The 17472-nt window shown below is 70.6% G+C and carries 19 protein-coding genes; 9 read left to right on the top strand and 10 right to left on the bottom strand.

Annotation, left to right across the window (positions count from 1 at the left end):
• Positions 1-34: 34 nt before the first annotated feature.
• Positions 35-1012, top strand: coding sequence for a sulfotransferase family protein (locus HD557_RS01985; RefSeq protein ID WP_231380143.1), 978 nt, complete (start codon positions 35-37; stop codon positions 1010-1012).
• Here the strand turns inward: HD557_RS01985 and HD557_RS01980 are convergent.
• Positions 996-1892, bottom strand: a complete 897-nt coding sequence (locus HD557_RS01980; RefSeq protein WP_196872653.1) for a hypothetical protein — start codon at positions 1890-1892, stop codon at positions 996-998. The genes HD557_RS01985 and HD557_RS01980 overlap by 17 nt on opposite strands.
• A gap of 80 nt (positions 1893-1972) precedes the next feature.
• On the opposite strand from HD557_RS01980, the gene HD557_RS01975 reads away from it, so the two are divergent.
• Positions 1973-2569, top strand: a complete 597-nt coding sequence (locus HD557_RS01975; RefSeq protein WP_196872652.1) for a hypothetical protein — start codon at positions 1973-1975, stop codon at positions 2567-2569.
• Positions 2569-3177, top strand: a complete 609-nt coding sequence (locus HD557_RS01970; protein ID WP_196872651.1) for a nucleoside deaminase — start codon at positions 2569-2571, stop codon at positions 3175-3177. The genes HD557_RS01975 and HD557_RS01970 overlap by 1 nt, the downstream gene beginning before the upstream one ends.
• A 25-nt stretch (positions 3178-3202) precedes the next feature.
• Here the strand turns inward: HD557_RS01970 and HD557_RS01965 are convergent, their stop codons facing one another.
• Positions 3203-4411, bottom strand: a complete 1209-nt coding sequence (locus HD557_RS01965) for an MFS transporter (RefSeq protein WP_231380142.1) — start codon at positions 4409-4411, stop codon at positions 3203-3205.
• Between the two features lie 84 nt (positions 4412-4495).
• Between HD557_RS01965 and HD557_RS01960 the strand changes: the two genes are divergently transcribed.
• On the top strand, positions 4496-4828 hold the full coding sequence (locus HD557_RS01960; RefSeq protein ID WP_008360492.1) for an ArsR/SmtB family transcription factor: 333 nt from the start codon (positions 4496-4498) through the stop codon (positions 4826-4828).
• Here the strand turns inward: HD557_RS01960 and HD557_RS01955 are convergent.
• Positions 4825-5400 carry an antibiotic biosynthesis monooxygenase gene (locus HD557_RS01955; RefSeq protein ID WP_196872650.1) on the bottom strand — a complete coding sequence of 192 codons (576 nt, stop codon included), beginning with the start codon at positions 5398-5400 and terminating at the stop codon, positions 4825-4827. The two genes, HD557_RS01960 and HD557_RS01955, sit on opposite strands and share 4 nt — an antisense overlap.
• 58 nt (positions 5401-5458) lie before the next feature.
• Here HD557_RS01955 and HD557_RS01950 point away from each other — a divergent pair, with 58 nt between their 5' ends.
• Entirely contained in the window at positions 5459-5776 is a 318-nt protein-coding gene (locus HD557_RS01950) for an antibiotic biosynthesis monooxygenase family protein (RefSeq protein ID WP_165111380.1), read from the top strand.
• On the opposite strand, the gene HD557_RS01945 is transcribed toward HD557_RS01950, so the two are convergent.
• From HD557_RS01945 to purB, 3 genes are read right to left on the bottom strand one after another with little or no spacing between them, the layout of a single operon-like run.
• Positions 5763-6662, bottom strand: a complete 900-nt coding sequence (locus HD557_RS01945; protein ID WP_196872649.1) for an oxygenase MpaB family protein — start codon at positions 6660-6662, stop codon at positions 5763-5765. The genes HD557_RS01950 and HD557_RS01945 overlap by 14 nt on opposite strands.
• A 40-nt stretch (positions 6663-6702) precedes the next feature.
• A complete protein-coding gene (locus HD557_RS01940; RefSeq protein WP_307785732.1) occupies positions 6703-7092 on the bottom strand; it encodes an NUDIX hydrolase in 390 nt (129 codons plus the stop codon).
• 20 nt (positions 7093-7112) lie between these two features.
• Positions 7113-8528 (bottom strand): adenylosuccinate lyase, encoded by a 1416-nt coding sequence (gene purB, locus HD557_RS01935; protein WP_307785731.1) that lies wholly within the window; start codon positions 8526-8528, stop codon positions 7113-7115.
• A 54-nt stretch (positions 8529-8582) separates the two neighbouring features.
• On the opposite strand from purB, the gene HD557_RS01930 reads away from it, so the two are divergent.
• From HD557_RS01930 to HD557_RS01920, 3 genes are all read left to right on the top strand, one after another.
• Positions 8583-9797, top strand: coding sequence for a DUF4032 domain-containing protein (locus HD557_RS01930; protein ID WP_196872646.1), 1215 nt, complete (start codon positions 8583-8585; stop codon positions 9795-9797).
• Positions 9798-9872: 75 nt separating this feature from the next.
• Entirely contained in the window at positions 9873-11159 is a 1287-nt protein-coding gene (gene purD / locus HD557_RS01925; RefSeq protein WP_196872645.1) for a phosphoribosylamine--glycine ligase, read from the top strand.
• 22 nt (positions 11160-11181) lie between these two features.
• Positions 11182-11472: a hypothetical protein gene (locus HD557_RS01920; RefSeq protein ID WP_196872644.1), complete on the top strand. Its 291-nt coding sequence runs from the start codon at positions 11182-11184 to the stop codon at positions 11470-11472.
• 42 nt (positions 11473-11514) lie between these two features.
• Here HD557_RS01920 and HD557_RS01915 read toward each other — a convergent pair whose 3' ends face one another.
• The 4 genes from HD557_RS01915 to HD557_RS01900 all read right to left on the bottom strand — a co-directional run bounded on the left by HD557_RS01915 (position 11515) and on the right by HD557_RS01900 (position 15939).
• Positions 11515-12798: an adenylosuccinate synthase gene (locus tag HD557_RS01915; protein ID WP_196872643.1), complete on the bottom strand. Its 1284-nt coding sequence runs from the start codon at positions 12796-12798 to the stop codon at positions 11515-11517.
• 156 nt (positions 12799-12954) lie between these two features.
• The gene (locus HD557_RS01910) at positions 12955-13935 is read right to left on the bottom strand and encodes a helix-turn-helix transcriptional regulator (protein WP_196872642.1); all 981 of its coding nucleotides are present in this window, start codon (positions 13933-13935) and stop codon (positions 12955-12957) included.
• Positions 13936-13962: 27 nt separating this feature from the next.
• Entirely contained in the window at positions 13963-15417 is a 1455-nt protein-coding gene (gene lysS, locus HD557_RS01905) for a lysine--tRNA ligase (protein ID WP_196876271.1), read from the bottom strand.
• 108 nt (positions 15418-15525) lie between these two features.
• On the bottom strand, positions 15526-15939 hold the full coding sequence (locus tag HD557_RS01900; protein ID WP_196872641.1) for a DUF3151 domain-containing protein: 414 nt from the start codon (positions 15937-15939) through the stop codon (positions 15526-15528).
• Positions 15940-15997: 58 nt separating this feature from the next.
• Here HD557_RS01900 and HD557_RS01895 point away from each other — a divergent pair, with 58 nt between their 5' ends.
• A complete protein-coding gene (locus HD557_RS01895) occupies positions 15998-17470 on the top strand; it encodes a DHA2 family efflux MFS transporter permease subunit (protein ID WP_196872640.1) in 1473 nt (490 codons plus the stop codon).
• The last annotated feature ends 2 nt before the right edge of the window (positions 17471-17472 follow it).

The following is a 17472-nucleotide window of genomic DNA, read 5'->3' as shown; positions in this document are numbered from 1 at the left end:
ACTGTTTCGAGCAATTTAAGCGGGAGGGCCGCCCATGGAACGACGACCACAGCCAGACTTCTTGATCATCGGGGCGCCGAAGGCCGGGACCACGGCGCTGCACTCGGCGCTCGCGACGCACCCGCAGGTGTTCGCGACGACGCCGAAGGAGCCGAAGTACTGGCTCTGCGACGACGCTCCCCCGCCGCACTGGCGCGGCCCGGGCGACAAGCACTCCCAGCAGGAGTGGGTCTGGCGGCGGCAGGACTACGACCGCCTCTTCGCCGCCGCCCCCGAGCACGCGGTGCGGGGCGAGAGCACGCCGTTCTACCTCTGGTCCACCAGCGCGCAGCGACGGATCGCGAGGGAGCTTCCGGGGGTGAAGCTGATCGCGGTCGTGCGGGACCCGATCGACCGCGCCTACTCCAACTGGATGCACCTGTGGTGCGACGGCCTGGAGCCCGTCGCCGACTTCCCCACGGCGTTCCGGCTCCAGGACAAGCGGGCCCACGACGGCTGGGCGCCGTTCTGGCGCTACCGCGAGCTCGGGCTCTACGGCCGGCAGCTCGACCACCTCTACGACCTGGTCGGCGAGGACCGGGTCCTGGTCGTGCGCTATCGCGACATCGTCGACGAGCCGGCCGCGACCGTCGACCGCGCCTGCCGCTTCCTCGGCATCGAGCAGGGTCACGTCGACCACATCCCGAGGGACAACAGCAGGACGTACGTCGAACCCGGCTGGCGCCCGAAGGTGCTCGGTCCGGTGGTCAGGGGCGGTGCCTGGCTCGCCCAGTTCGCGCCGCCGGAGGTCTGGCGCAGGACCTACCCGCCGCTGCTGCGTCAGCTCGCCGGACCGGGCGACCACCACCGTCCCCGGCTGACGCCGGAGCAGCGCGAGCAGCTCCTGCCCGCCTTCGCCGAGGACATCGAGCTGCTCACCAAGGTGAGCGGCCAGGACTTCTCCGACTGGCTCTCCACCGCGAGCCGCGGGTCGTTCCAGGAGCGGGCTCGGCCGCTCAGCGAACCAGCGTGATCAGGTCGTGGGCGCCGTCCTCGCGGGCGGCCTCCACGTAGTAGCGGATCCGGCCGTCGGGCAGCGGCACGGCGCTGGCGTAGCGGAACGCGCCGTCGGAGTGCGGGCTGGCGATGGGGGCCGTCTCGGGGTCGGCGACCAGACGGGTGCCGTCCCAGCGGGCGATGCCGGTGGTCTCGTACCAGTTGGACGCGGCGTCGGCACGGCCGTCGTAGAGGACGACGAGCGGGTCGTGCGAGACGACCGTGGTCACCCGCGCACCGCGGGCGTCCCACCGGCCCGGACGGCCGGCGAGGACCTCGCCGTCGTCGTGCCACTCCAGGCCGTCGGTGCTCGTCAGGTAGCGGGTCGTCATCCGATCCTCGTGGCCCGGCTCGGTGAGCGGGTGGCAGCACAGCCACATCTGCCAGGTCTGGGTCACCGGGTCGATCGCGATCACGGGGTCCTTGACCGCGACCGTGTCGCTGCCGGGGTGGACGACCCGGCGGTCGCCGCCGGGGAGACCCTCGACGGTGTCGGCGGTGAGGCTGTCGACCCACCAGTGCTTGGAGTCCCAGGTGGCGCAGGAGAGGTAGAGCCGCCAGCCGCCCTCGGGCAGCGCGACCAGCACCGGCCGCTCCAGCGACTCGCAGCCGAACTGGTCGCGGTGGACCTCGGTCACCGTCTCGAACCGCACCCCGTCGGTCGACCGGGCGACGCTGACCGTCACGCCACGACCGTCGGAGAGCGGGCGCCGGTTGCGCCAGGTCAGCCAGAAGACGCCGTCGACCAGGACGGCGCTCGCGGCGCCGGCCCAGTTGCCCGGGCCCTCGCCCGGCGCCGGGATGACGAGCTCGGCACCGTCGTAGGACGGGAGGGACGGAAGCAAACCGGTGGTCATGGAGGCATCTTAGTCAAGTCACTCACTCGACTAAGAAACCACGCCGCGTGGTGGCGCCGGATATGGCATGGTTTCGAGCCATGGCCGAGACAGCAGATCAGATCTACGCCCGCGTCCAGGCCGGCGGCGACCTGCCCGCCCCGAGCGTCACCGAGTGGGACGTCTTCCCGTGGGTCGTCCGCGACGGCGAGATCGCCCCGAAGCCGCTCGCTCCCCCGGCTCCCGAGGAGCCGCGCTCGGGCGAGGACGGCGTCGACTGCAACCTGTGCGGCACCGATCTGCCCGGCGTGATCTGGCAGGACGAGAGCTGGCGGGTGAAGCACCTGAAGCAGTCCGGCCTCCCGCTGGTGCTGATCCTCGAGCCGCTCGAGCACTACGACCTGCCCGATCTCGACGAGCACCAGGCGGCCGAGTTCGGCGTCCTCACCGTGCGGCTCGTCCGGATCATCGAGAGCCTGCCCAACATCGCCCGCTGCCATGCGATGCGCATCGGGGACGGCGCCGAGCACCTGCACATGTGGTTCCTGGCCCGTCCGCAGGACCTGCTCTCCGTACGCGGCAGCTTCTCGCCCGACTGGGACGACATCCTCCCGCCCGGCCCCGCCGAGATCTGGCGCGCCGACCTCGCCGAGGTCGCCCGCAAGCTCGCCACCCACGGCGGCGAGGCCCTGATCTGATGTCGCCGGAGGTCCGGTTCGACGAGGCAGACGTACGCCGCCTGCTGGACGTCATCGAGCAGGAGATCGTCCCGCTGACCCGTGCCGGTGTGGCCGAGGGCAACAAGATCTTCGGTGCCGCGATCCTGCGGCGGACGGACCTGTCGGTGGTGGTCGCCGAGACCAACAACGAGACCGAGAACCCGCTGTGGCACGGGGAGATCCATGCCATCAAGCGCTTCTTCGAGCTGCCGGCCGATGACCGGCCGGCGCCGGGCGACTCCCTGCTGCTGGCGACCCACGAGCCGTGCTCGCTGTGCCTCTCGGGCGTGGCCTGGTCCGGGATCCCCGAGTTCGCCTATCTCTTCAGCCACCAGGACTCGGCCGACTCCTTCGCGATCCCCTACGACCTGGCGATCCTGAAGGGCGTCTACGCCGTCCCCGACCCCGACCGCGACGAGGTCGACCCGGGACGCGACCTCTACAACCGCACCAACGACTACTTCACCAGCACCGCCCTCGCCCCGCTCGCCGATCCCGAGCAGCTCGCCCGGATCAGCCGGACCTACGACGAGCTCTCAGCGACGTACCAGGAGCGGAAGGGCAGCGGGGCGATCGCCCACCCCTGACGGCGCTGACCGGCCGCCGGGACGGTCAGTCGTTGCTGCGCCAGCGCAGCAGCCCGGCCACGGAGGAGAGCACCACGACGACGGCGCCGTAGCCGTAGGTGGTGGTGGCGAGCCCGATCTCCGGCGTCAGCAGCCCGGCGACGACGGCAGGGATGCCGAAGGCCAGGTAGGACACGATGAAGATCACCGCGAAGACCTCGGCCCGCTCGTGGGCGGGCAGGAGCGGCATGATCGTGCGCAGGATGCCGAAGAAGGCGGTGCCGAAGCCGGTGCCGGCGACGACCACGGCGACGAGGTACGCCGCCGTCGAGCCGGTCAGCAGGGCGAGCAGGCTGAGCACGGTGCCGCCGGCCAGCGCGGCCGTGCCGTAGAGCGTGGTCGCGCGGGCCGACCGGTTGCGGAAGACGTACGCCGCCACCGCCCCCGCTCCGGCGAGGGCTCCGATCGCCAGCCCCTGGAGGATGTGGCTGGTGGCGCCCAGCTCGCTGCGTACGATCGCGGCCCCGAGGGAGAGGAAGAGCCCACCGGTGGCCCAGCCGGCGAAGATCGCCGGGGCGCTGCGGGCGAGCAGGCCCCTGATCCCCGGCGGCACGGCGACCCGCGGCCGCAGCGAGGCGAGCAGACCCTCGTGGCGGGGCGCGGTCTCGGGCGCGAGCCAGACAGCTGCCGCCAGGACGAGGGACAGGACGACGAGGGCGTCGAAGACGAGGAGCCGCGCGTCACCGCTCACCTGGAGGACCACGCCGGCGACGACGGCGCCGAGCGCCAGCCCGACCATCGGCGCGACGGCGTTGACCACCGCGGCCGAACCGGGTCGCGACGGTCGTTCGAAGTCGGCCACCGTGGCCGACAGCGTCGAGAGCAGCAGGCCGCTCGCGACCCCCTGCAGGATCCGCGCCTCGAAGAGGAAGGCCGCCGTATCGGCTCCCCGGAAGAGCGCGAAGCTGCCCGCCAGCAGGAGGAACCCGACCGTCACCACGGGCCGCCGGCCGACATGGTCGGAGACCGAGCCGAACACGAGCAGCGTGCCCAGCAGCGCCACGGCGTAGACGGCGAAGACCGCCGTCATCACCCAGGGCTGCAGGCCGAGCCCGACCTGGAGGTCGGGATAGAAGGGCGAGGGCGCGCTGGCCCCGGCCATCATCAGCACCACGGCCCCGAGGGCCATCCCGGCGCCGAGCCGCCGCCCTGCGACGACGTCCGTCGTCGTCGCGCTCATTACCTCTGCCGACATCACCACTCCATCCATCGTTCGAATTTTTTCGAACCTTTTAGGAGAGTACGTGCCTTCCGACGACTGTGCAACTATTATCGAACCATGAGTTCTTCCCCGGACCTTCCGCATCCCGAGCGGTCGGAGCTCTCCCTGACGACCGTGCTCTTCGCGCTCAGCGACCCAGAGCGCCTGGCGATCGCCCGTCAGCTGGTCGACGGCCCCCTCGACATGGCCGAATGTCACCTGAGCAACCCGGACGTGCCGAAGTCGACCAAGTCGCACCTGATGAAGGTGCTGCGTACGGCCGGGGTCGTCCGCAACGAGGCCAACGGCCGCGCGCGGCGCCTCTCGCTGCGTCGTGAGGACCTCGACGCGCGGTTCCCGGGGCTCCTCGACGCCGTCCTCTCCGCGGAGGACAGCAAGCCGAAGGCCTAGCGGCGCCAGGGCGCCGGGCGCCCGTGCAGGAACCACTCCATGTTGCGGGTGATCCATGGCAGCCCGAAGTAGGTCATGAACGGCAGCGTCACGACCATCACGCCGAGCACCTTCAGCGGCAGCGTCCACTCGGCCACGAGTGGTCCGATCAGCCAGTTGGCGAGCAGGCTGACCGGGTAGAACATCAGGAAGATCGTGATCGTCTGCTTCCACCGCGGCGGAGGCGACGCGACACCGGAGACCTGCTCGACGTCGTAGGTGCTGGGCGGGTCGAACCAGCCCTCGATCCCGGTGCGCCGCTCGATCCGGGTCTCCTCCACGAACGGCTCGCCCGCGCCCAGCCACCAGCCGCGCTGGCGGCTGTTGTCCCAGCGCCCCAGGGTCTCGTGGGAGTCGAACCGATAGAGCAGATGCCACTGGTCGGAGTCCGGAGACGGCCGCACCCAGCCCGCGCCGAGGAAGCCGGGGAACTCGCTGGCCAGCCGGATCCCCGCCTGCATCCAGGCGACCATCTCGTCGCGGCGCTCCACGGAGACTCGACGGGCGATGGTCACGGTTACCGGCTCGGACATGCCGTCCATCGTCGCAGGCACGTACGCCGCGTCCCCAGCCCTCGCATAGGTTTGCGGCATGTCTGTGGTGAAGATCAATGCAATCCAGGTGCCGGAGGGTGCGGGCGCCGAGCTCGAGAAGCGGTTCGCGGCCCGCGCGGGCGCCGTCGAGAAGTCGCCGGGCTTCCTCGGCTTCCAGCTGCTGCGCCCGGTGGCCGGCGACGACCGCTACTTCGTCGTCACCCACTGGGACTCCGAGGAGTCCTTCGCGGCCTGGCGCGACGGGGACGCCCGAGCCGCCCACGCGACCCCGCCGGGCGAGGCACCGCGCAAGCCGGTCTCGACCGGCGCCGACCTGCTGGAGTTCGAGGTCGTGCTGGACGTCAAGCCGGCGTGACGTCGGAGACGCCGGGGATGCTGACCCCGCCCCGGCGCACCAAGGACTGCTCACCGCGCTGCACGACCTTGTAGAAGTGCTCGCTCCTCCCCCGCAGCAACGGCGTGGGCCCGAGGAGCGAGAGGCGGCCGTGGGCGAGGCGGCTGGCGGTGCGTACGGCCCACCATCTCGTCTCGGCCGCGGCCGACCACGGGATGCCGTAGTGCTCCCGGACGACCGGCGGGAGGCTGCCCTGGACGACGGTCCGGAGCGTCTCGGAGGTCGGAGCTCCACCGGGGAGGTGGTAGCCGGCGCTCCCGGCGATGTGGCGCCCGACCAGGCGGGCCTCGTCGACGAGGTAGGGGTCGTCCGAGGAGAGCCAGGCGTCGAAGCGGCGCCGGAAGTCGGGATAGGACGCCGGCGCGGCTTCGGGCGGCATGCCGAAGAGAACGGCCCAGGTCACGAAGCCGTCGAAGAGCTCCTCGCGCTCGTGCGGACGGAGGGGGCGGACCAGAGCGTCGTACATGAACTCGACCGAGTCGAGCGCGAACGCCGCCGTCCACCACATCAGCCCGGGGTCGGTGGCCGAGTAGTGCGATCCGGCGGGGTGGGCGGGGCCTCCGTCGACCTCCATCGTCCCGTCGACGGGCACGTGTCTCTTCGCCGTGAACGCGAGCGCCCTGTCGGCCTGGTCCTTCGTCCCGAGGAAGACCGTCTCCATCAGCCGGGCGGTCAGCGCGAGCCGGGTGTACGGCGTCGCCCGATGAGCCGTGTGCTGGGCGGTGCCGACGAAGAGCCGCGGGTGCAGACCGCCGATGATCAGCGCCCGCTGTCCCCAGGTGAGGCCGACCACCCGCTGACGCATCGCACGCACGACCATCGAGTCGGCGGCGAAGTACCCGGACATGTCGACAGTCTGCCACCGCGCGGTTGCCCGCCGTCGGGGTTCAGGCGGGCTGGAGGGCCGGGACGACGTACTCCCGGGTCAGCGGGGCGAAGTCCGCTCCGTCGGTGATCTCGGCGAGCGTCGCCCAGCGCAGCTCCGCGATCTCGGCGGCCGCGTCCGGCGTCACCGCGCCGGCCCAGGTGAAGACCGTCGAGCGCACCAGGTGGCCCGGCTCGTTGGCCGCATCCGCCTCGAACTCACCGAGCAGCGTGAGCTCCTCGACCCGGAGACGTACGCCGAGCTCCTCCGCGACCTCGCGCACGGCGGCTTCGACGGCCGACTCCCCCGGCTCCAGCTTCCCGCCGGGCAGCATGAAGCTCGCGGTGCCGTTCTTGCGGACGGTCAGCATCCGGCCTTTGTCGTCCCGGAAGACGACTGCCGCGACGGTGATGACGGGGCCGGCGAACGAGCTCAGAGGATCTCGCCCGGCACGTAGGCGGCGGCCTCGGGGTGCGCGGCGGTGACGGCCTCCACGCGGCGTACGACCTCCTGGACCTGCGCGACGGCGGCTCCGGTGAACTCGATCGGCTCGGCGACGAGCGACTGGATCTGGTCCTCGGTCAGGCCGAGGCGGGAGTCGGCGCCGAGCTTGGCGAAGACGTCGTTCTCGGCCTGGCCCTTGCGCATCGAGAGCGCGGTGCCGACGGCGGCCTCCTTGATCGCCTCGTGGGCCTCCTCGCGACCGACGCCGTTGCGGACGGCGGCCATCAGGACCTTGGTGGTGGCCAGGAACGGCAGGTAGCGGTCGAGCTCGCGCTGGATCACCGCGGGGAAGGCCCCGAACTCGTCGAGCACGGTCAGGAAGGTCTGGAAGAGGCCGTCGGCGGCGAAGAACGCGTCCGGGAGCGCGACGCGACGCACGACCGAGTCGGAGACGTCACCCTCGTTCCACTGGTCGCCGGCCAGCTCGGAGATCATCGAGAGGTAGCCGCGCAGCACGACCGAGAGGCCGTTGACCCGCTCGGTGGAGCGCGAGTTCATCTTGTGGGGCATCGCACTGGAGCCGACCTGGCCCTCCTTGAAGCCCTCGGTGACCAGCTCGTTGCCGGCCATCAGCCGGATCGTGGTCGACAGGTTGGAGGGGCCGGAGACCAGCTGGACCAGCGCCGAGACCGCGTCGAAGTCGAGCGAGCGCGGGTAGACCTGGCCGACACTGGTGAAGACGTTCTCGAAGCCGAGGTGGGCCGCGACCCGCTCCTCGAGGGCGGCGAGCTTGCTCGCGTCACCGTCGAGCAGGTCGAGCATGTCCTGAGCGGTGCCCATCGGGCCCTTGATCCCGCGCAGCGGGTAGCGGGCGATGAGCTCCTCGACCCGCTGGAGCCCGACGAGCATCTCGTCGGCGACGGTCGCGAACCGCTTGCCGAGGGTGGTCGCCTGAGCCGCCACGTTGTGCGAACGGCCGGCCATGACGGTGGTCTCGTGCTCGGTCGCGAGCCGGGCGAGGCGCGCCAGCGTCGCGACGGCACGGTCGCGGATCACCTTCAGCGAGGAGAGCACCTGGAGCTGCTCGACGTTCTCGGTCAGGTCCCGCGAGGTCATGCCCTTGTGGATGTGCTCGTGGCCGGCCAGCGCGGCGAACTCCTCGATCCGCGCCTTCACGTCGTGGCGGGTCACCCGCTCACGGGCCGCGATCGAGTCGAGGGCGACGTCGTCCACGACCTTCTCGTACGCCTCCACGACCCCGTCGGGGACGTCGATGCCGAGATCCTTCTGGGCCTTGAGCACCGCGATCCAGAGCTGGCGCTCGAGGACGATCTTGTGCTCGGGACTCCAGATCCCGGCGAGGTCGGCAGCGGCATAGCGGTTGGCAAGGACGTTGGGCACCACAGTCACGGTGGACATTCTCCCATGTCCGGTGCCCCACCCCACTAACGTGGCGGTATGGCCCTGCGGATGCTCGCCAGCCGGCCCGATCCGGCCCTCTACACCCTGCCCTGGTCGCTCCCTCTGGAGGAGTGGCCCGACGACGTCGTGGTGCCGTTGGCGCGCGGCCTGAGCCGCCATGTCGTCCGGATCGTGCGCGTGCGCGGCAACGTCTACGCCGTCAAGGAGACCCAGGCCGACATCGCCCGCCGCGAGTACAACATGCTCCGCGAGCTGCAGCGCCTCGGCCTGCCGACGGTGGTCGCGAAGAGCGTCGTGACCGGCCGCAAGGACCGCGACGGCAACGATCTGAACGCCGCGCTGATGACCGACCACCTCACCTACTCGCTCCCCTACCGCGCGCTGTTCGAGCGGGGTCTGGCAGCCGACCGACTCCCCAGCCTGATCGACGCCCTCGTCGTCCTGCTCGTACGACTCCACCTGGCCGGCTTCTACTGGGGCGACGTCTCCTTGTCGAACGTCCTCTTCGTCCGCGACGCGAACGGGTTCGCCGCCTACCTGGTCGACGCCGAGACCGGGGAGCTGAAGGCCGAGCTCTCCGACCGGCTCCGGGAGTACGACCTCGACGTCGCCTACCAGAACATCTACGGGGAGCTGCTCGACCTGCAGGCGAGCGAGTCGCTGCCGGAGGCCTTCCCGATCGACGCGATCGTCGAGCGGCTGCAGAGCCGCTACGACGCGCTGTGGCGCGAGCTCACCGAGGAGCAGGTCTTCTCCGCCGCGGAGATGTGGCACATCGAGCAGCGCATCGAGCGCCTCCACGACCTCGGCTTCGACGTCGAGGAGCTCGACATCACCACCAGCGAGGACGGCGACACGGTGGCGTTGCGGCCGCGGGTGGTCGAGCTGGGCCACCACCGCCGCGAGCTGCGTACGCTGACCGGACTCGACGTCCAGGACGCCCAGGCCCGGCGGATCCTGAACGACATCTCCGCCTACCGCGCCACTCGCGAGCTCGGCGACCTGCCGATCGAGGTCGCGGCCAATCGCTGGTTGCGCGAGATCTACGAGCCCATCGTCGCCATGCGCCCGCCCGGCGCCGCCGCCAAGCTCACCCCGGCGCAGATGTTCCACGAGATCCTCGAGCACCGTTGGGTGCTCTCCCAGTTCGCCGGCGAGTGGGTCAAGCTCATCAACGCGGCCGAGTCCTACTACGAGGACGTCATCCAGCACCGCCCCGACGAGGCGGTCACCCCACCGCCGGAGGACTGACCGCTGGCTGCGAAGCCGAGAGTGACCAGGGACCACGCTCGGGTTCACCACCTCGTCGCAGCATAAGGTGGGCCCGTGAGGATCCTTGTCGTTGGCACCGGTGGTCGTGAGCACGCGCTCGCTCTGAAGCTCTCCCAGGAGGGGAACGAGGTGTACGCCGCACCCGGCAACCCCGGGATCGCGGAGTTCGCCACGCTCCGGGACGTGGACATCATGTCCGGTCCCGCGATCGCGGCCCTGGCCGTCGAGCTGAGCGTCGACCTGGTCGTCGTCGGCCCCGAGGCCCCGCTGGTGGCCGGCGTCGCCGACGCGGTCCGCGAGGCCGGGATCGCGGTCTTCGGGCCGTCGCAGGCCGCCGCGCAGCTCGAGGGGTCGAAGGCGTTCTCCAAGGACGTGATGTCCGCGGCCGGCGTCCCGACCGCGGGCTCGCGCGTGGCGACCACGCCCGAGGAGGCGGCCGCCGCGCTCGACGAGTTCGGCGCTCCATACGTTGTTAAGGACGACGCGCTCGCCGCGGGCAAGGGCGTCGTCGTGACCCGCGACCGCGCGGAGGCGCTGGCTCACGCCGCCGCCTGCGAGCGGGTCGTCATCGAGGAGTTCCTCGACGGCCCCGAGGTCTCGCTGTTCGCGATCTGCGACGGCACCCGGGCCTACGCGCTGCAGCCGGCTCAGGACTTCAAGCGGATCTTCGACGGCGGCAAGGGCGGCAACACCGGCGGCATGGGTGCCTACTCGCCGCTGCCGTGGGCGCAGCCCGACCTGGCCGACGTGGTGCTGGCGACCGTCGTGGAGCCGACGCTGGCCGAGATGGAGAAGCGTGGCGCCCCGTTCGTCGGGTGCCTCTACGTCGGGCTCTCGCTGACCGCCAAGGGCCCGAAGGTGATCGAGTTCAACTGCCGCTTCGGCGACCCCGACTCGCAGCCCGTGCTCGCGCTCCTGGAGTCCTCGCTCGGCGACCTGTTGCTCGCGGCTGCCACCGGCGCGCTGGACACCGTCGAGGCGCCGGCCTTCTCCGACGGTGCCTCGGTAACCGTCGTGCTGGCCTCGGCCGGCTACCCGGAGTCCTCCTCGAAGGGCGACGTCATCACCGGCGTCGGCAACGCCAACTCGATCAACGACGTGGACGTGATCCACGCCGGCACCGCGATCGTCGACGCCTCCACGCCGGAGGAGCCCGACCACCGCCACCTGGTCACCGCCGGCGGCCGTGTGCTGGCGGTGCGTGCGAAGGGCTACGACATCGACGACGCGCGCTCGCGGGCGTACGCCGCCGCCGACCTGATCACCTTCGACGGTCTCCAGCGACGCTCCGACATCGCGGCCGAGCCGCTCGGCGTCGTCGAGGGTGCCTCGCTGCTTTGAGCATCGGCGTAGCCTGCCGGACATGACCTGGGTCGTGTTCGGCGTCGCCGTCGTTGTCGTGCTCGGCCTGATGATCGCGGCCTGCAACAAAGCCCTGCGCTCCTCGCGGCGCGGCGTCTCCTCCGGCCTCGGCGACGGCCTCGGCAGCTTCATCGACGTCTTCGACCCCGGCAACGCGCGCGCCGCGCGCGAGCTCAAGGAGCAGGACAACGTCGGTCACGTGATCCCTTCGCCCGACGGTGACGACCCGCCTCACGGGGTCGATCTGAAGGCCGGGCGGGTCATCATCCGTCGTCCGAGCGCGCACCTGTGAAGCTTGGGAGTGGCCACGAGGCCACTCCCAAGCTTCACGACCTCAGGTGAGGGAGTTGATGATGACCGTCTCGTCGCGCGCCGGGCCGACGCCGATGACCGACATCGGAGCGCCGGAGATCTCCTCGACGTACTTCACGTACGCCTGGGCGTTGGCCGGGAGGTCGCTGAACGACCGCGCCCCGGAGATGTCCTCCTTCCAGCCGGGCAGCATCTCGAAGATGGGCTTGGCGTGGTGGAAGTCGGACTGGTTGACGGGCATCTCGTCGTGGCGGACGCCGTCGACGTCGTAGGCCACGCACACCGGGATCTCGTCGAGACCGCCGAGCACGTCGAGCTTGGTGAGGACGAAGTCGGTGACGCCGTTGACGCGGGCGGCGTAGCGGGCGATGACGGCGTCGTACCAGCCGCAGCGGCGCGGGCGGCCGGTGGTGGTGCCGAACTCATGGCCGTTGTCGCGCAGGTAGTCGCCGGAGGAGTCGAAGAGCTCGGTCGGGAACGGCCCCTCGCCCACCCGCGTGGTGTAGGCCTTCACGATCGCGACGACCCGGTCGATCCGGGTCGGCGGGATGCCGGACCCGGTGCAGGCGCCGCCGGAGGTGGCGTTGGAGGAGGTCACGAACGGGTAGGTGCCGTGGTCGACGTCGAGCAGCGTCGCCTGGCCGCCCTCGAGCAGCACGGTCTCGCCCTTGTCGAGCGCCTGGTTGAGCAGCAGGCCGGTGTCGCAGACCATCGGCGCGATCGGGTCGGCGTAGGACAGCAGGTCCTCGACGACCGCCTCGACGGTGAAGCCGCGCCGGTTGTAGACCTTCGAGAGCAGCTGGTTCTTCAGCTCCAGCGCACCCTCGACCTTGCCGCGCAGGATCGACTCGTCGAAGAGGTCCTGGACGCGGATGCCGATGCGGTTGACCTTGTCGGCGTAGGTCGGCCCGATCCCGCGGCCGGTGGTGCCGATCTTGCGCGAGCCGAGGAACCGCTCGGTGACCTTGTCGAGCTGGCGGTTGTAGTCGGCGATGACGTGGGCGCTGGCCGACAGCTTCAGCTTGGAGATGTCGACGCCGCGCTCCTCCAGGCCGCTCAGCTCCTCGAAGAGGACCGCGAGGTCGACGACGACGCCGTTGCCGATCACCGGCGTCACGCCGGCGGTCAGGATGCCGCTGGGCAGCAGGTGGAGGGCGTACTTCTCCTTGCCGATGACCACCGTGTGGCCGGCGTTGTTGCCGCCGTTGAACTTCACGACGTAGTCGACGTGCTCACCGAGAAGGTCGGTCGCCTTGCCCTTGCCTTCGTCGCCCCACTGGGCGCCGATGATCGTGATCGCGGGCATGTGTTGCTCCTTCGCTCCGGACGGAGTCCCTCCGGGCGTGCCCGGCTGCTCAACGCACCAATATCTAGTGTGTGCTCGATCCATCTACAGAAAGCAAAAAACCCTGGCAAGACCAGGGCTCTTGCGACCACACGCTAGCAAATACCGGCCCGTACGTCACAGCCAGGCTCGCCGTGCGGCCTCGACACCCGCCTCGAACCGTGAGGTCGCGCCGAGGTCCTCGAGCAGTTCGGCGACCCGCCGCCGGACCGTACGCAGCGAGACCCCGAGCCTCCGGGCGATCTGCTCGTCCTGGGCTCCGCTGGCCAGCTCGGCGAGCAGCAGACGGCGTTCGGCGTTCGGCAGGTCCTCGAGCTCGGCCGCCGGGAGGGCCCGGCGCCACAGCTCCTCGAAGTAGCAGGTGACCACCTCGACGATGCCCCGCTGGCGTACGTTGATCATCGGCTGCTCCACCGGGCCGAGCGGGTCCGGGAACATCGCGTGGGTGCTGCCGACGACCATCAGATGGGTGGCCACGCGCGGCAGGATCCGGATCTCCTCCCCGATCTCGACCCGCATCCGCAGCACGTCGGGCGAGTGTTTCAGGGCCGCCACCGGGTAGATGCCGCGGCACCGGCGACCCGACTTGATCGTGGACTCGATGACCGAGATGAACCGCATCTCCGAGGGATGCACGGTCACCGCCGGGCGCAGCCACATCATGTCGCCCGAGGTGGCCGAGACCAGCCGCTCGAAGGTCTCCGGGGTGAACTCGGTCGCGATCACCTCGCCGTCGATCGGGTGCTCCTCGCCGATCGTGGCCGGGAGCCGTGCGGCGGTGCCGGCGACGTACGGCACCGACTGGGAGATCTTGAGCAGGTGGTCGTGGGCGTCCTGGGCCCTGGTCGCGGCCCGCTCCAGCATGTGGGCGACCACCGCGGGAGGACTCAGCACGGTCAGCGTCTCACCGCAGCTGATGACTCCGCTCTCGATCAGGGGCGCGGCCTCCTCCTTCAGCTCGCCCTCGGAGGTGGACAGCGTCGCCGCCACCACCATGCAGGGCCATCCGGTGAGCGGGAGGAGGCGACTGTAGAGCTGCGCCGCGGCCGGGTCGAACCCGAGCGCGGTCATCAGCGTCTCCGACCGGCCGTTCTCCATACCTGGCACTGTAATGCCAGATAGGTGTCAGGCCTCCGGCTTGAGCAGCGGGAAGAGGATCGTTTCGCGGATCCCGGCGCCGGTGAAGAGCATGATCGCCCGGTCCAGGCCGAGCCCGAGGCCGCCCATCGGCGGGGCGCCGTACTCCAGCGCCCGCAGGAAGTCCTCGTCGAGCTGCATCGCCTCGGGGTCACCGCCGGCGGCCAGCAGGGACTGGGCGGTGAGCACCTCGCGCTGGACGACCGGGTCGATCAGCTCGGTGAAGCCGGTGCCGCGCTCGACACCGCCGATGATCAGGTCCCAGGCGAGGACCTTGCCCGGCTCCTCGTCGTTGATCCGCGCCAGCGGCTGGGCGATCGCCGGAAAGTCGCACAGGAAGGTCGGCTGGATCAGGTGGGGCTCCACCAGCTCGCCGCACAGCTCCATGACGATCTTGTCGGCGTTCCAGGCCGGGTCGAGCTCGACGTCGTGCTTGTCGGCCAGCGCCTTGAGCGTCTCGACGTCGGTGTCGGGGGTGACCTCGACGCCGACGGCCTCGGAGACGCCCTCGTAGACCGGCAGCCACTTCCACTCGCCGTCGAGGTCGATGACACCGGCCTCGGTCTCGATCTGACGCGAGCCGACGGCGTCGGCCGCGGCGAGGTACATCCGGCGGATCTGCTCGGCGATGGTGAACTGGTCGCCGTAGGCCTGGTAGGCCTCGATCATCGTGAACTCGGGGCTGTGGGTGGAGTCGACGCCCTCGTTGCGGAAGATCCGGCCGATCTCGTAGACCTTGTCGATGCCGCCGACGACGGCCTTCTTGAGGTTGAGCTCGAGCGCGATGCGCAGCGTCATCGGCTGGTCGAACGCGTTCATGTGGGTGTTGAACGGCCGCGCGTGCGCACCACCGTGGATGAGCTGCAGGACCGGGGTCTCGACCTCGAGGTAGCCGTCGTCCTCCAGGCAGCGGCGGATCGCCTGGGTGATCTTCGCCCGCGTACGCACCATGTCGCGCGCCTCCTGGCGCACGATCAGGTCGGCGTAGCGCTGCCGGACCCGGGACTCCTCGGAGAGCTCCTTGTGGAGCACCGGCAGCGGACGCAGCGCTTTGGCCGCCATCTGCCAGCTCGAGGCCATGATGGAGAGCTCGCCGCGCCGCGAGGAGATCACCCGGCCGGTGACGGCGACGTGGTCGCCGAGGTCGACCAGGCTCTTCCACTCCGCGAGCGCCTCCTCGCCCACCTCGGCGAGCGAGAGCATCACCTGGAGCCGGGTGCCGACACCCTCCTGGAGGGTCGCGAAGGCCAGCTTGCCGGTGTTGCGGACGAACATGACCCGACCGGCGACGGTGACCACGTCCTGGGTCTCCTCGCCGGCCTCGAGCTTGTCCTCGTAGGCCTCGCGCACCTCGGCGAGCGTGTGCGTGCGGCCGACCTCGATGGCGTACGCCTTCTTGCCCTCGGCCAGCAGGCGCTCGCGCTTCTCGCGCCGGACCAGCATCTGCTCGTTGAGGCTCTGCTGAACCTCGGGGGCGTCGGGTGCGTTGGAGGGCTGCTCAGTCACAGGGCAAGGCTAGGCGAAATCGCTGGTCCGACGCGATTCGGTAATTCAGCCGAGAAGGGTGTCGTACGCCGTCGGGCTGCTGTCGCGGAGGAACTCGCTGCAACGCTCCCACTCGTCGGTCTCGCCGATCGCCTTGGCCTGCTCGGCGAGGAGGGCGAGGCTGGTCAGGAAGCCGCGGTTGGGCTCGTGCTCCCACGGCACCGGCCCGTGGCCCTTCCAGCCGTTGCGGCGGAGCATGTCGAGCGAGCGGTGGTAGCCGACGCGGGCGTAGGCGTAGATGGTCACATCCTCGGCGCCGGTCTCCTTGGCGGCCGTGGCGAGCGCGGCCCAGGCCGCGGGCGAGGCGGGGTGGCGGCGTACGACCTCGGCGGGCTCCGTCCCGGCGGCCAGCTCGTCGGTCGCGGGGTCGGCGGGGAGGTGGGTCGGCGGCGGTCCGGCCATCAGGTCCTGGTGCGTCATGCGAACCATTGTGCCCGCGACCCCCGAAACCGTCGGTGGTCGGGTGTTGACTGTGTCCATGACCGAGACGACCGCGTCGCAGGCGCCCGGCACCACCGTGGAACATCCCTGGCGCAGCCTGGCCGCGCTGTGCATCGGCTTCTTCATGATCCTCGTCGACATGACGATCGTGACCGTCGCGACGCCGGACATCATGAGGGACCTCGAGGCGAGCACCAACGACGTGCTGTGGGTGACCAGCGCCTACCTGCTCACCTACGCCGTCCCGGTGCTGATCATGGGGCGTCTCGGCGACCGGTTCGGGCCGAAGTGGCTCTATCTCGGCGGCCTGGCGATCTTCACCCTCGCGTCGCTGTGGTGCGGGCTCGCCGACGACATCACGATGCTGATCATCGCCCGTGCGGTGCAGGGCGTCGGTGCGTCGATGATGACGCCGCAGACGATGGCGGTGATCACCCGGATCTTCCCGGCCGACCGGCGCGGTGCGGCGATGGCGCTGTGGGGCGCGACCGCGGGCATCGCGACGCTGGTCGGCCCGATCCTCGGCGGCGTGCTCGTCGACCTCGGTGGCTGGGAGTGGATCTTCTTCATCAACATCCCCGTCGGCGTGGTCGCGCTCGTCCTCAACTGGCGGCTGGTCCCGCTGCTGCCGACCCACCCGCACGTGTTCGACTGGCTCGGCGTCGCGCTGAGCGGGATCGGCATGTTCGGCCTGGTCTTCGGCCTCCAGGACGGCGAGCAGCGCGGCTGGGACGGGCTGATCTGGGCGCTGGTGATCGGCGGCGTCGCCGTGCTGGGTCTGTTCGTGCTGTGGGAGGCGCGCAACAAGCAGGAGCCGCTGCTGCCGTTGGGTCTCTTCGGCGACCGCAACTTCTCCGTCGCCAACATCGCGATCACCTGTATGGGGATGGCGGCCACGACGATGGGCTTCCCGCTGATGCTCTACGCCCAGATCGTCCGTGGCTACGACGCACTCGAGGCGTCGCTGCTGATGGTGCCGATGGCCGCGGTCTCGCTGGTGCTCGCGCCGGTGGTCGGCCGGATCAACGACAAGGTCCACCCCCGCTGGCTCACCAGCTTCGGCTTCTTCTGCTGCGCCGCGGCCATCTTCTGGCTCGCCGGGCCGATGACGCCGGGCTCGGCGGTCTGGGAGCTCCTCGTCCCGATGGGCCTGCTCGGGCTCGGGATGGCGTTCGTGTGGGCGCCGCTGGCAGCGGCCGCCACGCGCAATCTGCCGCCGCACCAGGCCGGGGCGGGGTCAGGTGTCTACAACGCGACCCGCACGGTCGGCTCGGTGGTCGGCTCGGCCGCCATCGCCGTGCTCATGGACGCCCGGATCAGGGCCAACGGCCTCGACGCGAGCGCGGAGACCGCGGGTGGCGCCGGTGCCCAACTGCCTGCAGAGGTCGCCGAGAGGTTCTCCCAGGCGATGGCCGAGGCGACCCTGCTGCCGGCGGTCGCGCTGGCGGTCGGCTTCGTGGCGGTGCTCTTCTTCACCACGCCGCGCCACATGGTGAAGCCGCCCGCCTAGGA

Origin of the sequence: Nocardioides luteus (genome assembly GCF_015752315.1) — a bacterium.
In the GTDB taxonomy this organism is placed as follows: domain Bacteria; phylum Actinomycetota; class Actinomycetes; order Propionibacteriales; family Nocardioidaceae; genus Nocardioides.
Note: the sequence above shows the minus strand (reverse complement) of the source record. Positions and strands in the feature narration are given on the sequence as shown.

What these genes read in the sequence shown, in the direction of transcription:
- HD557_RS01985 (WP_231380143.1), top strand. Translation starts at nt 35, where the DNA reads ATGGAACGACGACCACAGCCAGACTTCTTGATCATCGGGGCGCCGAAG.
- HD557_RS01980 (WP_196872653.1), bottom strand. Translation starts at nt 1,892, where the DNA reads ATGACCACCGGTTTGCTTCCGTCCCTCCCGTCCTACGACGGTGCCGAG.
- HD557_RS01975 (WP_196872652.1), top strand. Translation starts at nt 1,973, where the DNA reads ATGGCCGAGACAGCAGATCAGATCTACGCCCGCGTCCAGGCCGGCGGC.
- HD557_RS01970 (WP_196872651.1), top strand. Translation starts at nt 2,569, where the DNA reads ATGTCGCCGGAGGTCCGGTTCGACGAGGCAGACGTACGCCGCCTGCTG.
- HD557_RS01965 (WP_231380142.1), bottom strand. Translation starts at nt 4,411, where the DNA reads ATGTCGGCAGAGGTAATGAGCGCGACGACGACGGACGTCGTCGCAGGG.
- HD557_RS01960 (WP_008360492.1), top strand. Translation starts at nt 4,496, where the DNA reads ATGAGTTCTTCCCCGGACCTTCCGCATCCCGAGCGGTCGGAGCTCTCC.
- HD557_RS01955 (WP_196872650.1), bottom strand. Translation starts at nt 5,400, where the DNA reads ATGTCCGAGCCGGTAACCGTGACCATCGCCCGTCGAGTCTCCGTGGAG.
- HD557_RS01950 (WP_165111380.1), top strand. Translation starts at nt 5,459, where the DNA reads ATGTCTGTGGTGAAGATCAATGCAATCCAGGTGCCGGAGGGTGCGGGC.
- HD557_RS01945 (WP_196872649.1), bottom strand. Translation starts at nt 6,662, where the DNA reads ATGTCCGGGTACTTCGCCGCCGACTCGATGGTCGTGCGTGCGATGCGT.
- HD557_RS01930 (WP_196872646.1), top strand. Translation starts at nt 8,583, where the DNA reads ATGGCCCTGCGGATGCTCGCCAGCCGGCCCGATCCGGCCCTCTACACC.
- HD557_RS01920 (WP_196872644.1), top strand. Translation starts at nt 11,182, where the DNA reads ATGACCTGGGTCGTGTTCGGCGTCGCCGTCGTTGTCGTGCTCGGCCTG.
- HD557_RS01915 (WP_196872643.1), bottom strand. Translation starts at nt 12,798, where the DNA reads ATGCCCGCGATCACGATCATCGGCGCCCAGTGGGGCGACGAAGGCAAG.
- HD557_RS01910 (WP_196872642.1), bottom strand. Translation starts at nt 13,935, where the DNA reads ATGGAGAACGGCCGGTCGGAGACGCTGATGACCGCGCTCGGGTTCGAC.
- lysS (WP_196876271.1), bottom strand. Translation starts at nt 15,417, where the DNA reads ATGCTGGTCCGGCGCGAGAAGCGCGAGCGCCTGCTGGCCGAGGGCAAG.
- HD557_RS01900 (WP_196872641.1), bottom strand. Translation starts at nt 15,939, where the DNA reads ATGACGCACCAGGACCTGATGGCCGGACCGCCGCCGACCCACCTCCCC.
- HD557_RS01895 (WP_196872640.1), top strand. Translation starts at nt 15,998, where the DNA reads ATGACCGAGACGACCGCGTCGCAGGCGCCCGGCACCACCGTGGAACAT.